The sequence below is a fragment of the Sphingomonas vulcanisoli genome, from assembly GCF_011761305.1.
Lineage (GTDB): Bacteria > Pseudomonadota > Alphaproteobacteria > Sphingomonadales > Sphingomonadaceae > Sphingomonas_I > Sphingomonas_I vulcanisoli.
The window spans coordinates 182,932-194,580 of sequence record NZ_JAAOZC010000003.1; the positions used below are offsets into that span (position 1 = coordinate 182,932).

Sequence of the window (11,649 nt, forward strand, 5' to 3'; positions counted from 1 at the left end):
GGGAGGTGGCGTGCGAAGCGCGACGGAGGGGTGTCACCCTATCGATAGCGGATACCCCTCCACCATCGCTTCGCGATGGTCCCCCTCCCCTTGCAGGGGAGGATATAATCACACCACCCCGCTCGCCAGGATCCGCTTCGCCCGCAGATACATCTCAACCCGCGTCGCACTGACCAGGCCGGTGGCGAGGGCCATGAGGATGCCGGTGATCTTGAGCATGTTGACGCCGTAAGCGGCGGCCTCATAGCGCAGGCCCTGCCGCGCGATGATCAGCAGCACGAAGAACAGCAGGGCCGCGGGCGAGACGGTCTGGTTGAGCGTGCCGGTGGCGGGATCAACGTGGATGTGCATCAGCTTGCCGCGTCGCCAGCCGAGCAACGCGCCGACCGCGGCCGCTGCCGCCAGCCACAGCCAGCCCAGCGCGTCACGCGGCGGAGATTCGAAGGTGGAGAAGACGAGGACCGCCGCCAAGAGCGCCGGCACGATCCACAAGGTGTTGAGATTGAGCCGCTGCGCCCGCCCGATGCGGCGGAAGCGCAGCACCATCACCAGCCCGATGACGATGGCGGTGATGATATAGCTGATCGTCTGCGATTGCTGCGCGTGCATGGCCCACCCCTTAGTGTGTTACTTACCTAAGGCGGTTATCACGGTTTGTCCAGAGAGCGGCTAGCGCGGTTCGTCGAGAAGCAGGAAAGCGGTCGAGAATTCGGCGATGGCGGCGAGCCTGTCCCAGTCCTGCACTTCCGCCATGCGGTTGCGGAAGACGGCCACCCCTTCGCTGCGGAGCGTGCTCAGCACGCGGTTGACGTGGATCGGCGTCAATCCCACCGCATCGGCGATCAGCTCCTGCGTGGCATCGAAACGGAAGGCGGTGCGCGTGCCGATTCCCGCCATTTCGCTGCGCAGCCCCATCTCGCACAGCAGATGCGCGATACGGGCGCGCGCGTCCTTGCGGCCGATATTGGCGACCCATTTGGACAGGATGGAGGCGTCGGTCGTCGTGTCGCGCCAGAAAGCGAGGGCGAGCGCCGGATAGCGCCGGGCAAGTTCGCGCAGATCGGCATGGGCGATCTGGAGCAACGTCGCGCCCGAAAGCGCGGTGAGGCCCCAGCCGGTGACCGGCGCGACCACCGAATGGAGATCGCACATGTCGCCCGGAAGATAGAATGCGGTGATCTGGCGGCTGCCGTCCTTCATTTGATCGAAGCGGCCGAGCAGACCGGCGACCGTCAGGCAGGCATGCTCGATCCGTTGCCCGGGGAGGACCACATCCCGCCGTGCCGCGAATTCGATCAGCTGGCCCTTCAGGCCACGGATCGCCGCCTGCTCTTCAGGGCCGAGAGCCGAACGTAGCAGCAGCCGACGGAGAAAGGCGTCCATCGCCGTTTGGGCAGTGCCCAGCATCTTTTATGTTCCTGGGATAGAGCGGGATGCATGAAGCCTCCGCTCGACATGGGACCGGCAGCAAGCTCCATAGCATAAATCAAGCTTGCACGCTAATGCGCGAGGCGCATGCCTTCGATCTCGATCACCTCGCCAAACGGGATTACCGCCAGCACCTTGCCCCGATCGTCCGTCACCTCGACGCGGTGGTCGAGCTTGATGAGCCTTCCCTCGACGACGCTGTCGGCGATCAACGCCCGCACTGCTTCGATCGCACAGGCCTTCGCAGCCGGGAGATCGGGCAGCTCGATGCCCTCCTCATCGGCCACGACCACGTCGTTGTAGAGATTGAGATGATAGTGTTTCACGGACAGTAGAACCAAATATAATTGGCCGTCGTTCCTATCGTTCCGGCGTCGTCTCGAAGAATAGGCCCCCGCCGGGAAAACGGCGGGGGCGGGGGCTTACCAGCCGTTGTGGCGCATCCAGCGAATCTGGCCACTCAGCCAATCGAGCCGGTCCTGGACCTGGGCACGCTGATCGGGGGTCAGGCGGCCGTCATCCTGCCAATGCATGCGGCGGATCCAGCTGCGGATATTGTTGAGTTCGCGGTTGGCGCGCGCGGCTTCGCGGCGGCTGAGGCTGCCGTCGGCAGCGCCACGGCTGATCCGATCCTGCAGGAAATCGATGCGCGCGCGGGGGCTCTCCGGCGCGCCGCGCCAGAAGGCGTCACGGTCCCAGGCGTGCGGAGCATAAGCTGCGCCCGGCGGGGGCGGGGGCGGCGCATATTGCGCCGAGGCGGCACCGGCCAGCATCAGCGCGGCGGTGGCGGTGAGAATGATCTTCTTCATGAGCTTCCTCCTGAAACAATCGCTCGACCTATCGACGGCCGAGGCGGGCATCTCTGGCGCGCGGGCACTGAATGCGTTTCGAACGGGGTAAGCAGCTTTCGTTCAGCAAGACGCGCGGCGGACATGACGCGCGCGCCGCAATTCGCTAGAGGCGCGCGTCTCTCTCGCTGTTGGAACCGCATTTGCCCACGCTTCATGCCCGTTTTGCCGCTGATCTCGATGCCGTGCTGGATGTGCTTGTCCAGGAAGGCGCGCTGCCGGGCGGGCTGGAGCGCCGCGCGATCACGGTCGAGCCGCCGCGCGATGCCGCGCATGGCGATCTGGCGACAAACGCGGCGATGGTGCTCGCCAAGCCGGCGGGGACCAATCCGCGCGCTCTGGCGGCGCTGATCGCACCCAGGCTGCAGGCGTTCGATCATGTCGTCAGCGTCGATGTGGCGGGACCGGGCTTCCTCAATGTCCGGCTGACGGAAGCGACCTGGGCGGACGAGCTGGCCACGATCCTGGCGGAGGGCAGCGATTATGGCCGGGCGGAGCTGGGGCAGGGCGCCACCGTCAACGTCGAATATGTCTCCGCCAATCCTACGGGTCCGATGCACATGGGGCATTGCCGGGGCGCGGTGGTGGGCGATGCGCTGGCGGGGCTGCTGGAATATGCGGGCTATACCGTCATCCGCGAATATTATGTCAACGATGCGGGGGCGCAGGTGCAGACGCTCGCGCGATCGGCATGGCTGCGGTACAAGGAAGCGCTCGGCGAGACGATAACGATCCCAGAAGGCCTGTATCCGGGCGATTATCTGGTGCCGGTGGGGCAGGCGCTCGCCGCCGATTTCGGCGACCAATATGCGCGAGCGCCCGAAAGCGAATGGCTCGACCTGTTTCGGGAGAAGACGGTCGCGCTGATGATGGATCGCATCCGCGACGATCTGGCGCTGCTCGGCATCCGGCACGAGGTGTTCGCCTCGGAGGCTGCGGTTCAGAAGACGGGCCGGGTCGATGCTGCGTTCGATCGGCTGCGGCGCGAGGGCCTGATCTACGAGGGTATGCTCGAGCCGCCCAAAGGCGAGCTTCCCGACGATTGGGAGCCGACCGAGATGACGCTGTTCCGCTCGACTCAGTTCGGCGATGATCAGGATCGGCCGGTGCGCAAATCGGATGGCGGGCTAACCTATTTCGGCACCGATCTCGCGTACCATGTCCAGAAGGCCGAGAAAGCCGATCAGATGATCGACATCTGGGGCGCGGACCATGCCGGCACGGTCAAGCGCATCCAGGCGGCGGTGCAGGCGCTTACGGCCAAGCCGTTCGACGTCAAGCTCGTCCAGATGGTGCGGCTGCTGCGCGGTGGCGAGCCGGTGAAGATGTCCAAGCGCTCTGGCTCGTTCGTGACGCTCGCCGATGTCGTGCAGGAGGTCGGCAAGGATGTCGTGCGCTTCACGATGCTGACCCGGCGGGCTGACGCGCAGATGGATTTCGATTTCGCCAAGGTGGTGGAGGCGTCGAAGGACAACCCGGTCTTCTACGTTCAGTATGCGCACGCCCGGATCGCATCGCTGCATCGGCGCGCGGTGGAGGCGGGGATCGTGCTGCCCGAGGCGGACCTCGGCCTGCTCGACGGGGCCGAGCTGGAACTGGTCAAGCTGGCCGCGCAATTCCCGCGCATCATCGAGGCGGCGGCGAGCGCGCACGAGCCGCACCGCATCGCTTTCTATCTCTACGATCTCGCCGCCGCATTCCATGCTTTGTGGAACCAGGGCAATGACGATCCCGCCCGCCGCTTTTTGTTGGCGGACAACCCCGCCAGGACCGCGGCGCGGCTGGCGTTGGCCGATGGGATCGGGCAGGTTGTGAAGAACGGCCTGGGCGTGATGGGCGTCGCGGCCGCCACGGAGATGTGAGCGAGCGATGGTGGAGATCCGGCGCGGCCCTTTACCCGGATTAGGCGGTGAGGCTTCGGGTTCGGAGCGGCTGCCGTGGCTGGAGCCGGTCGAAGACGAAGATGCCGGCCGCTATCCCGATCCCGGTGGTTATGGCGGCGTGATCGTCACGGTGATCGCGGTGCTGATCGGGATAACGATGATCACCGCAGCGGTGGTCTGGTTCCGCCATCACCGCGCCGCCACTGCCGATATCGGCGGCGTGATCCATGCAATGCCGGGGCCGTATAAGGTCAAGCCGCCCGAAAGCGGCGGCCTCAAGACCGATCAGGTCGGCGAGGTCGCCGCCGGTACCGGCGCTGGCGAGGAAATCAACGGCGTGCTCGATCTCAACGCCGTGCCCGAAGAGCCGATCATTCGGCGCGGCAAGCCGGTGCAGGCACCACAGGCCGCTGCGCCGGCACCCGCCGCGCCGCCCGTAGCCCCCTTGCCACGGACGGTCGACGCGCCGCCGCTGCCGGCCCCTGTCCCGGTTGCGGCCAAACCCGAGGCGCCTGCGATTCCGCCGCCGCCCACCGGCGGCGGGGCGATCCAGCTCGGCGCTTTCTCCTCCGAGGCCAAGGCCAAGGCGGCATGGAAGGGGCTATCGACGCGCTTTGCCTTCCTCCACGACATGACGATGGCGGTGCAGCCGGTGACCTCGGGCGACGCCACGCTCTACCGCTTGCGCGCGAGCGGCGGTGATGTACCGGGCAAGCTTTGCGCGCGGCTCAAGATCGCGGGCGAGACCTGCGCGGTGGTCGGCGACTGATGACGCCTTTGATTTTGGGAATGGCCGGCCCTGAGCTGGGTGCGGCCGAGCGGGATTTTTTTACCGGCGTCGATCCGGCGGGCTTCATCCTGTTCAAGCGCAATGTCGTCGATCGCGCGCAGATGAAGCGGCTGACCGACGATCTCCGAACGATCTCGGGGCGCGCAGATGTGCCGATCCTGATCGATCAGGAAGGCGGGCGCGTCGCGCGGATGCAGCCGCCCGAATGGCCCAAGTTCCCGCCGGGCGCGGTGTTCGATCAGCTTTACGACATCGCGCCGATGAGCGCGATTAAGGCGCTGGAGGCCAATGCGCAGGCGCTGGCGCTGATGCTGCGCGCGGTCGGCGTCAACGTCGATTGCCTGCCCTTGCTCGATGTCCGCAAGCCCGGCGCGCACGATATCATCGGCGATCGCGCGCTCGGCACCGAGCCGATGCGCGTCGCCGCGCTGGGGCGGGCGACCTTGGAAGGGCTGCGTGCGGGCGGCGCGGTCGGCGTGGTCAAGCATGTGCCGGGGCATGGCCGGGCGCTGGCGGACAGCCATATCGAGCTGCCGGTGGTCGATGCTTCCGCCGAGGAGCTGGAGACCGACATCCGCCCGTTCGCGCAGCTCGATTGGGCGCCGATGGCGATGACCGCGCACGTCGTCTACACCGCCTGGGACGCCGAACAGTGCGCCAGCCTTTCGGCCAAGGTGATCGGCGAGATCGTGCGCGGGCGGATCTGCTTCGATGGGCTGTTGATGTCCGACGATCTCGGCATGCACGCGCTCAAGGGCAGCTTCGCCGATCGGGCGGCGGGCGTGATCGCGGCGGGCTGCGATGTCGCGTTGCATTGTTCGGGGGACATGGCCGAGATGGAAGCCTGCGCCGGTGCGGTCTCGGAGATCGGTGCGATGGCGCGCGCCCGGCTCGATCGAGCGATGGCGACGATCGGCGCGCCCGAAGGCGATTTCGATGCGCTGATCGCGACCCGTGATGCCTTCCTGGCGGCGCTGCAATAGTTCGGATCGCCAATCCTCCCCTGTAAGGGGAGGTGGCAGCCCGCAGGGCTGACGGAGGGGTGTCACCCTCTCGATGGCGGGATACCCCTCCACCATCCTTCGGATGGTCCCCCTCTCCTTGCAGGGGAGGATTTAAGGTCTGGGAGCAGGCGCTGCTGGGGCACTGGTGGGCTGCGAGGGGCCCGCCGAAGTGATCGGCGCTACCGACGGCGCGGCATCGGGATTGGCGACCGTCGTCGCATCGCCGCTAAGCACCACGGTAAAGCCATCGATATCCTTGGTGCCCCACCGCTCCGCCTCCGCGGTAATGGCGTTGGTGCAATCCCAGCTTTGGCCGTTGGTGGCAAGGCAGCGGTTGACCATCGCGTCCCGCTCAACGGTATTCTGGCGGTAGAAGTCCACGGACTTGGCGGGGTGGCAGCCGGTGAGCGCACATGCCGCCGCCAGCGCCGCTGACCGCCGCGCACGTTTCTCGAGGATGCAAATCGCCATCGGACCTGTTCAGGCCGGTTCAAGCACGCGAATGTTTAAGATCATCACCCATCCGGCCCACCCCTCTAGGCATGGCCGATCATCGGCGGGGAACGTGCCTAAGGCAAGGGCCCGTGCGGCCATAGGCAGATGGCGATCGCCAGTCCCAGCGCCATTACGGACATCACCACGGTCGACGCGATCAGCATATTCAAGGCGGCATTGCCAAGCCGTACGATCATTCCAAAGCCCCCCGGCTGTTTCAGAACAGACGTCGCCCGATCGGCACCGGCACAGCCTAGCGTCGCCCTGTTGCACAATATTACGAAGGTTGACGGGCGCGCGGGAGCGAGAGGCGCGCGGTGCGGCGAAGTACGCCCCGTTGCGGGGTAAGGGGGTGCAACGGGGCGTAGGATGCGCCAAGCAACTCTGATGGGAAGGGCCGTATCCCACCCATGCGGAAGACGTCGCGGCGCCGGGAAGCCCCCAGTTCCGGCGGCGATAAATTTGGCGCGCCAAAGCTTTCCTGACGGATCGGATGCGCTAGTCTCCGGCGATGGCTGAACCGTTGAACCTCCCGCTGGCGGCGGAGGAGACCTTGTCGATCGATGTGGAGGGGTGGGAAGGGCCGCTCGATCTGCTGCTGACGCTGGCGCGCGCGCAGAAGGTGGATCTCAAGCAGATATCGATTCTCGCACTGGTCGAGCAATATCTGGCCTTCATCGCGCAGGCACGCGCGCTCAAGCTGGAGGTCGCGGCCGATTATCTGGTGATGGCGGCATGGCTGGCCTATCTCAAATCGGCGCTGCTGCTGCCGCGCGATCCCGAGATCGAGCCGAGCCCCGAAGAACTGGCGCTGCGGCTGCAGCTCCGGCTGCAGCGGCTGGATGCGATGCGCGAGGCGGGGGCACGGCTGATGGCGCGCGATCGGCTGGGGCGGGATGTGTTCCCGCGGGGCGATCCCGACGGGCTGCGGATCGTCAAGAAGCCGATGTGGGAGGCCAATCTGTTCGATCTGATCGCGGCCTATGGCGCGGTGAAGGCGCGGGCGATCCCGGCGATCCATATCGTCCAGCGCCGCACGGTGATGACGCTGGAGACGGCGATCGAGCTGGTCTCGCGGATGATCGGGGTCGGCCTCGATTGGGCCGATCTCGCGAGCTTCCTGCCCGCCGATATGGCGCCCGACTATCGCCGATCGGCGATCGCCTCCAGCTTCGTCGCCTCGCTGGAGCTGGCCAAGCAGGGGCGGCTGGAATTTCGCCAGGATGCGGCGTTCGCGCCCCTGATGGTGCGGGCATCATGATCGCCGACGATCTCCGCGCGCTGGAAGCGGCGCTGTTCGCGGCGGAGGCACCGATGACGCCGGGCGAGCTCGCCGCCGCCACGGGCATCGGCGATATCAAGGGCGCGCTCGATCGGCTGGGGAGCGCCTATGAGGGCCATGGCATCGCGCTGACCGAGCATGGCGGCCGCTGGAGCTTCCGTACCGCGCCCGACCTTGCCCATATCCTGCGCCGCGAGCGGCCCGAGCCGCGCAAATTGAGCCGCGCGGGGATCGAGACGCTGGCAATAATCGCCTATCACGAGCCCGTCAGCCGCGCCGAGATCGAGGCGATCCGCGGCGTGCAGATCAGCAAGGGGACGCTCGATGCCCTGCTGGAGGCCGGCTGGATCAAGCCCGCCGGGCGGCGCGAGGTGCCGGGGCGCCCGCTGACTTTTGCGACGACGCCCGACTTCCTCGATCACTTCAGCCTCGCCTCACGCCGCGATCTGCCCGGGATCGAGGATCTCAAGGCGGCAGGACTGCTCGATCCGATCGATCTGGCGATGGAGCAGCAGCTCCGGCTGGATGCGGGGGAAGGGGACGTTTGATCCTCCCCGGCACGGGGAGGTGGCAGCCGGAGGCTGACGGAGGGGGCTTTCAACTAGCGTCGCGCCTTGCCGCGAGCCCCCTCCACCATGCTGCGCATGGTCCCTCCCCTTGCCGGGGAGGAACTATCTGGCGCAACCGCCTCCGCTTCCCTACATAGCGGGCACGTTGAAGGAGACTGGCGATGGGCGGCTTGAGTATCTGGCACTGGCTGCTGCTGGCGGTGGTGGTGATGCTGCTGTTCGGCAAGGGCCGGCTTTCGGACATCATGGGCGATGCCGGCCGCGGCATCAAAAGCTTCAAGAAGGGCCTTGCCGACGAAGAGGAAGAGGCCACCGCCCGCCGCGCCGCCGCCCCTCCGCCGCGCCTGGACAGCCAGCCGCCGCTGGAACCTAGCAAGGATCCGCACCTTCAACCGATGCAGGATGACCGGCCGAAGGTTTGATTTTGAGGATTGCTGGAGCGGGTAGCGGGGATCGAACCCGCATCACAAGCTTGGAAGGCTAGTGCTCTACCATTGAGCTATACCCGCGCCGTGGCGGCGGCTTAGCCGTGGCGGCGCTGACGGGTCAATCGGCTTTGCGCAATCGTTGGCGGGGCGTTGACAGCCCGGAGCCTAGTCGCCATTGAGCCGCCTCTCCCGCGAAAAGCACCTGGACAGGTGGCCGAGTGGTTAAAGGCAGCAGACTGTAAATCTGCCCGTGCAAGCGTACGCTGGTTCGAATCCAGCCCTGTCCACCAAACTTTAAGCCCCCCCTTCCAGCCATCGCTTCATCGCCAGGCAAGCGGAGCCCCGCTAAAGGATCGCGATGGGCCTGTTGCTGCCTCTGCTCGCTGTGCTCGCGGTGCCGCCCGGGATCGACGCCCGGCACGTTCCGCTGGGCAGTCCGCTCGGGGCGATGCCGATCATCGTCTCGCCCGGGGAGAGCTTGCAGGTGCTGCGCGCGCCGATGACCGAGGCGCAGTGGGAGCGTCAACAGCGTGCTTCCGTGGAGCGCGCGCGCAAGACGCCTCGCGGACGGATGATCGAACGCTGGATCGCGGAAAATGAACGGCGAAACGCTGCCGAGGGCACGGACGGCGCTGCACCAGCAGACCCACATTAAGGCCCGATTTGCGACCCTTTCGATAAGTTGCATCGCAAAAATCGATTTGCTCGATTTGCGGGCGTGCCGTACAAAGTCGTCATTCCCGCGGCGGTCTACCCCCCTCCGTTGGATAGAGGCGCTGTCTACCCCGGCGCTTCGCTGTTGTTTGGCTTGCTTGGGGAGCATCGACTTACCCGCCGATCGCCTCCGGCCCCGCCCGCTTATCGCGGGCGGGGCTTTCGCTTTTCGGGAGGCGGGCTTACCAGCAGCGCCTATGCGCCGCGGTCATCGTCCTTCCCAGCCCGTTTCCAATCGCCCCCGTTTCTGGGGCCGCCACGCGGTCGCGGCGGCACTCGCCAATCCCGAGCGCACCGTGCGCCGGATATGGGCGACTCGCGAGGCGGCAGCGGCGTTCGGCGGCTTCGATCCCGCCGTACCGATGAGCTTTGCCGAGGCGCCCGATCTCGGCCGGCTGGTGCCCTCCGATGCGCCGCACCAGGGCATCGTCATCGAGGTCGATCCGCTGGAGGAGATCTGGCTCGGCGATCTGCTGGCGCAGGGCGCGGGCGATCAGCGGCCGTTAATCGTGCTCGATCAGGTTACCGATCCGCACAATGTCGGCGCGGTGCTGCGGTCGGCAGCGGCGTTCGATGCGCTGGGCCTGGTGACGCAGGATCGCCATGCCCCGCCCGAGAGCGGCGCGCTGGCCAAGGCGGCATCCGGCGCGCTGGAATTCGTGCCCTGGGTCCGCGTGGTCAATCTGGCACGCGCGCTGGATGAGATCGGGGAAGCGGGCTTCTGGCGAATCGGGCTCACCGGCGCGGGCGGACGCTCCCTGGAGCAGGCGATCGGCACGGCGCGCGTCGCTCTGGTGCTGGGCGCCGAGGGCGAAGGGATGCGCCAGAATACCGAGGCGCATTGCGATGAACTCGCGCGCCTGCCGATCAGCCCGAAGATCGAGAGCCTCAATATCTCCAACGCCGCCGCGATCGCCCTTTATGCCGAGGCGCGGCGCAGTAGATAAGCCCCTCCCCTTTAGGGGAGGGGTTGGGGTGGGGGACGCTGGCAAAATTCAGGGAGGCACCCGGAACGAGCGGACTGCCCCACCCCAACCCCTCCCCTGAAGGGGAGGGGCTTGAAAATATCAATCGTCGCTGGCGATCCGGACCTTCAGGCCATCCAGCGCATCGCTGAACGGAATCTGGCAGGAAAGCCGCGAGGTTTCGTCGCGATCATCGCTGCTGTCGAGCAGATCATCCTCGTCTTCGCTCATCTCCGGCAGCTTATCCACGAAGGCAGGATCGACGTGGACGTGGCAAGTGGCGCAGCTGCAGCAGCCGCCGCACAACGCCAGCAGCTCATCGACGCCGCCATCGCGGATCACTTCCATTACCGACAGGCCGGCTTCGCCTTCGAGCTCGCGCTCTTCGCCTTCGCGAGTGACGACGATCAGCTTCGGCATTAGGGATTCTCCTCAAGGAACTGCGGCGCTCCCTATGTCGGACGGGCCGCGCTGGCAATAAGGCGAAATGATGGGATTGACGGCCGAGCAACTGCGCGTGAGCCTTGATGCACTGGCGCAACAGGAGCCGGGCTTCGCCGCGGGGCTGGCGCGCCACGGCTATCCCGATCCGCGCATCCGCGAGCGCGGGCACGTCACCATGCTTCGCACGATCGTCGGCCAACAGGTGAGCGTCGCTTCGGCGGCAGCGATCTGGCGGCGGCTGGAGGAGGCGGTGGGCGCGGACATAGTCCCTGCGGCGCTGGCGGCGGCGAGCGACGAGGAATTGCGCGGCGTCGGCCTCTCCCGGCAGAAGATGGGCTACATCCGCAGCCTGGGCGAACTGGTGGCGAGCGGCGAGGTCGATTTCGCGCAATTGCCCGCGGATGACGAGGAAGCGATCGCGCTGCTCACCAAGATCAAGGGCATCGGCCGCTGGTCAGCGGAAATCTACCTGCTGTTCGCCGAGGGCCGCACCGATATCTGGCCGGCGGGCGATCTGGTCGTGCAGATCGAGGTCGGCGAGCTGCTGGGCCACGAAGCGCGACCGAGCGAGAAGCGGGTGCGCGAACTGGCCGAGGCGTGGCGCCCGCATCGCGGCGCCGCGGCGATCTTCGCCTGGCACCATTATGGCGCGCGGCTGGCAGTGGCGCGGGCGACGGGCAAGGGCGGAGAGAAGCTGCCGCTTTAGGCAAAATTCGGTACTGCACTCGCATCGTCATCCCGGACTTGTTCCGGGATCCACCGCGCGACTGGGGTATGTCCTTGAGAGGGGGGGGGATGG

General features: G+C 66.6%; 16 protein-coding genes and 2 tRNA genes. 10 read left to right on the forward strand and 8 right to left on the reverse strand.

Annotation, left to right across the window (positions count from 1 at the left end; translation table 11 throughout):
• Nucleotides 1-108: 108 nt before the first annotated feature.
• The 4 genes from FHS31_RS07505 to FHS31_RS07520 all read right to left on the reverse strand — a co-directional run bounded on the left by FHS31_RS07505 (nucleotide 109) and on the right by FHS31_RS07520 (nucleotide 2,237).
• Nucleotides 109-609, reverse strand: coding sequence for a CcdC protein domain-containing protein (locus FHS31_RS07505; RefSeq protein ID WP_167072750.1), 501 nt, complete (start codon nucleotides 607-609; stop codon nucleotides 109-111).
• A gap of 60 nt (nucleotides 610-669) precedes the next feature.
• Nucleotides 670-1,407, reverse strand: coding sequence for a Crp/Fnr family transcriptional regulator (locus FHS31_RS07510; RefSeq protein WP_167072751.1), 738 nt, complete (start codon nucleotides 1,405-1,407; stop codon nucleotides 670-672).
• A gap of 92 nt (nucleotides 1,408-1,499) precedes the next feature.
• A complete protein-coding gene (locus FHS31_RS07515; RefSeq protein WP_167072752.1) occupies nucleotides 1,500-1,754 on the reverse strand; it encodes a DUF6894 family protein in 255 nt (84 codons plus the stop codon).
• 96 nt (nucleotides 1,755-1,850) lie between these two features.
• Nucleotides 1,851-2,237 (reverse strand): membrane lipoprotein lipid attachment site-containing protein, encoded by a 387-nt coding sequence (locus tag FHS31_RS07520; protein ID WP_167072753.1) that lies wholly within the window; start codon nucleotides 2,235-2,237, stop codon nucleotides 1,851-1,853.
• 182 nt (nucleotides 2,238-2,419) lie between these two features.
• On the opposite strand from FHS31_RS07520, the gene argS reads away from it, so the two are divergent.
• The 3 genes from argS to nagZ are packed head-to-tail and all read left to right on the forward strand — an operon-like array spanning nucleotide 2,420 to nucleotide 5,932.
• On the forward strand, nucleotides 2,420-4,138 hold the full coding sequence (argS, locus tag FHS31_RS07525) for an arginine--tRNA ligase (protein WP_167072754.1): 1,719 nt from the start codon (nucleotides 2,420-2,422) through the stop codon (nucleotides 4,136-4,138).
• 7 nt (nucleotides 4,139-4,145) lie between these two features.
• Nucleotides 4,146-4,928 (forward strand): SPOR domain-containing protein, encoded by a 783-nt coding sequence (locus FHS31_RS07530; RefSeq protein ID WP_167072755.1) that lies wholly within the window; start codon nucleotides 4,146-4,148, stop codon nucleotides 4,926-4,928.
• Nucleotides 4,928-5,932, forward strand: a complete 1,005-nt coding sequence (gene nagZ, locus FHS31_RS07535) for a beta-N-acetylhexosaminidase (RefSeq protein WP_167072756.1) — start codon at nucleotides 4,928-4,930, stop codon at nucleotides 5,930-5,932. The genes FHS31_RS07530 and nagZ overlap by 1 nt, the downstream gene beginning before the upstream one ends.
• A gap of 132 nt (nucleotides 5,933-6,064) precedes the next feature.
• On the opposite strand, the gene FHS31_RS07540 is transcribed toward nagZ, so the two are convergent.
• Together FHS31_RS07540 and FHS31_RS16595 are read right to left on the reverse strand one after the other, a co-directional pair.
• Nucleotides 6,065-6,424, reverse strand: coding sequence for an EexN family lipoprotein (locus FHS31_RS07540; protein WP_167072757.1), 360 nt, complete (start codon nucleotides 6,422-6,424; stop codon nucleotides 6,065-6,067).
• Nucleotides 6,425-6,522: 98 nt separating this feature from the next.
• A complete protein-coding gene (locus FHS31_RS16595) occupies nucleotides 6,523-6,645 on the reverse strand; it encodes a hypothetical protein (protein WP_279587887.1) in 123 nt (40 codons plus the stop codon).
• A gap of 314 nt (nucleotides 6,646-6,959) precedes the next feature.
• Here FHS31_RS16595 and FHS31_RS07545 point away from each other — a divergent pair, with 314 nt between their 5' ends.
• From FHS31_RS07545 to FHS31_RS07555, 3 genes are all read left to right on the forward strand, one after another.
• On the forward strand, nucleotides 6,960-7,709 hold the full coding sequence (locus FHS31_RS07545) for a segregation and condensation protein A (protein ID WP_167072758.1): 750 nt from the start codon (nucleotides 6,960-6,962) through the stop codon (nucleotides 7,707-7,709).
• Nucleotides 7,706-8,278 (forward strand): SMC-Scp complex subunit ScpB, encoded by a 573-nt coding sequence (gene scpB / locus FHS31_RS07550; protein ID WP_167072759.1) that lies wholly within the window; start codon nucleotides 7,706-7,708, stop codon nucleotides 8,276-8,278. Before FHS31_RS07545 ends, scpB begins: the two co-directional genes overlap by 4 nt.
• A gap of 182 nt (nucleotides 8,279-8,460) precedes the next feature.
• Nucleotides 8,461-8,721, forward strand: coding sequence for a twin-arginine translocase TatA/TatE family subunit (locus FHS31_RS07555; protein WP_167072760.1), 261 nt, complete (start codon nucleotides 8,461-8,463; stop codon nucleotides 8,719-8,721).
• 13 nt (nucleotides 8,722-8,734) lie between these two features.
• Here FHS31_RS07555 and FHS31_RS07560 read toward each other — a convergent pair.
• Nucleotides 8,735-8,808, reverse strand: a tRNA-Gly gene (locus FHS31_RS07560).
• Nucleotides 8,809-8,931: 123 nt separating this feature from the next.
• Between FHS31_RS07560 and FHS31_RS07565 the strand changes: the two genes are divergently transcribed.
• The 3 genes from FHS31_RS07565 to FHS31_RS07575 all read left to right on the forward strand — a co-directional run bounded on the left by FHS31_RS07565 (nucleotide 8,932) and on the right by FHS31_RS07575 (nucleotide 10,388).
• A tRNA-Tyr gene (locus tag FHS31_RS07565) sits at nucleotides 8,932-9,017 on the forward strand.
• 68 nt (nucleotides 9,018-9,085) lie between these two features.
• Nucleotides 9,086-9,382, forward strand: a complete 297-nt coding sequence (locus FHS31_RS07570) for a hypothetical protein (protein WP_167072761.1) — start codon at nucleotides 9,086-9,088, stop codon at nucleotides 9,380-9,382.
• A gap of 256 nt (nucleotides 9,383-9,638) precedes the next feature.
• Nucleotides 9,639-10,388 (forward strand): TrmH family RNA methyltransferase, encoded by a 750-nt coding sequence (locus tag FHS31_RS07575; RefSeq protein ID WP_167072762.1) that lies wholly within the window; start codon nucleotides 9,639-9,641, stop codon nucleotides 10,386-10,388.
• A gap of 120 nt (nucleotides 10,389-10,508) precedes the next feature.
• Here the strand turns inward: FHS31_RS07575 and FHS31_RS07580 are convergent, their stop codons facing one another.
• Nucleotides 10,509-10,826, reverse strand: coding sequence for a 2Fe-2S iron-sulfur cluster-binding protein (locus FHS31_RS07580; protein ID WP_167072763.1), 318 nt, complete (start codon nucleotides 10,824-10,826; stop codon nucleotides 10,509-10,511).
• A gap of 70 nt (nucleotides 10,827-10,896) precedes the next feature.
• Here FHS31_RS07580 and FHS31_RS07585 point away from each other — a divergent pair, with 70 nt between their 5' ends.
• On the forward strand, nucleotides 10,897-11,556 hold the full coding sequence (locus FHS31_RS07585) for a DNA-3-methyladenine glycosylase family protein (protein ID WP_167072989.1): 660 nt from the start codon (nucleotides 10,897-10,899) through the stop codon (nucleotides 11,554-11,556).
• Nucleotides 11,557-11,649 lie beyond the last annotated feature (93 nt).

Excerpts from the sequence above, each read along its gene's own strand:
- nagZ (WP_167072756.1), top strand. The coding sequence starts at position 4,928 with ATGACGCCTTTGATTTTGGGAATGGCCGGCCCTGAGCTGGGTGCGGCC.
- FHS31_RS07575 (WP_167072762.1), top strand. The coding sequence starts at position 9,639 with ATGCGCCGCGGTCATCGTCCTTCCCAGCCCGTTTCCAATCGCCCCCGT.
- scpB (WP_167072759.1), top strand. The coding sequence starts at position 7,706 with ATGATCGCCGACGATCTCCGCGCGCTGGAAGCGGCGCTGTTCGCGGCG.
- FHS31_RS07505 (WP_167072750.1), bottom strand. The coding sequence starts at position 609 with ATGCACGCGCAGCAATCGCAGACGATCAGCTATATCATCACCGCCATC.
- FHS31_RS16595 (WP_279587887.1), bottom strand. The coding sequence starts at position 6,645 with ATGATCGTACGGCTTGGCAATGCCGCCTTGAATATGCTGATCGCGTCG.
- FHS31_RS07555 (WP_167072760.1), top strand. The coding sequence starts at position 8,461 with ATGGGCGGCTTGAGTATCTGGCACTGGCTGCTGCTGGCGGTGGTGGTG.
- FHS31_RS07530 (WP_167072755.1), top strand. The coding sequence starts at position 4,146 with ATGGTGGAGATCCGGCGCGGCCCTTTACCCGGATTAGGCGGTGAGGCT.
- FHS31_RS07540 (WP_167072757.1), bottom strand. The coding sequence starts at position 6,424 with ATGGCGATTTGCATCCTCGAGAAACGTGCGCGGCGGTCAGCGGCGCTG.
- FHS31_RS07580 (WP_167072763.1), bottom strand. The coding sequence starts at position 10,826 with ATGCCGAAGCTGATCGTCGTCACTCGCGAAGGCGAAGAGCGCGAGCTC.
- FHS31_RS07510 (WP_167072751.1), bottom strand. The coding sequence starts at position 1,407 with ATGCTGGGCACTGCCCAAACGGCGATGGACGCCTTTCTCCGTCGGCTG.
- FHS31_RS07570 (WP_167072761.1), top strand. The coding sequence starts at position 9,086 with ATGGGCCTGTTGCTGCCTCTGCTCGCTGTGCTCGCGGTGCCGCCCGGG.
- FHS31_RS07545 (WP_167072758.1), top strand. The coding sequence starts at position 6,960 with ATGGCTGAACCGTTGAACCTCCCGCTGGCGGCGGAGGAGACCTTGTCG.
- FHS31_RS07520 (WP_167072753.1), bottom strand. The coding sequence starts at position 2,237 with ATGAAGAAGATCATTCTCACCGCCACCGCCGCGCTGATGCTGGCCGGT.
- FHS31_RS07585 (WP_167072989.1), top strand. The coding sequence starts at position 10,897 with ATGGGATTGACGGCCGAGCAACTGCGCGTGAGCCTTGATGCACTGGCG.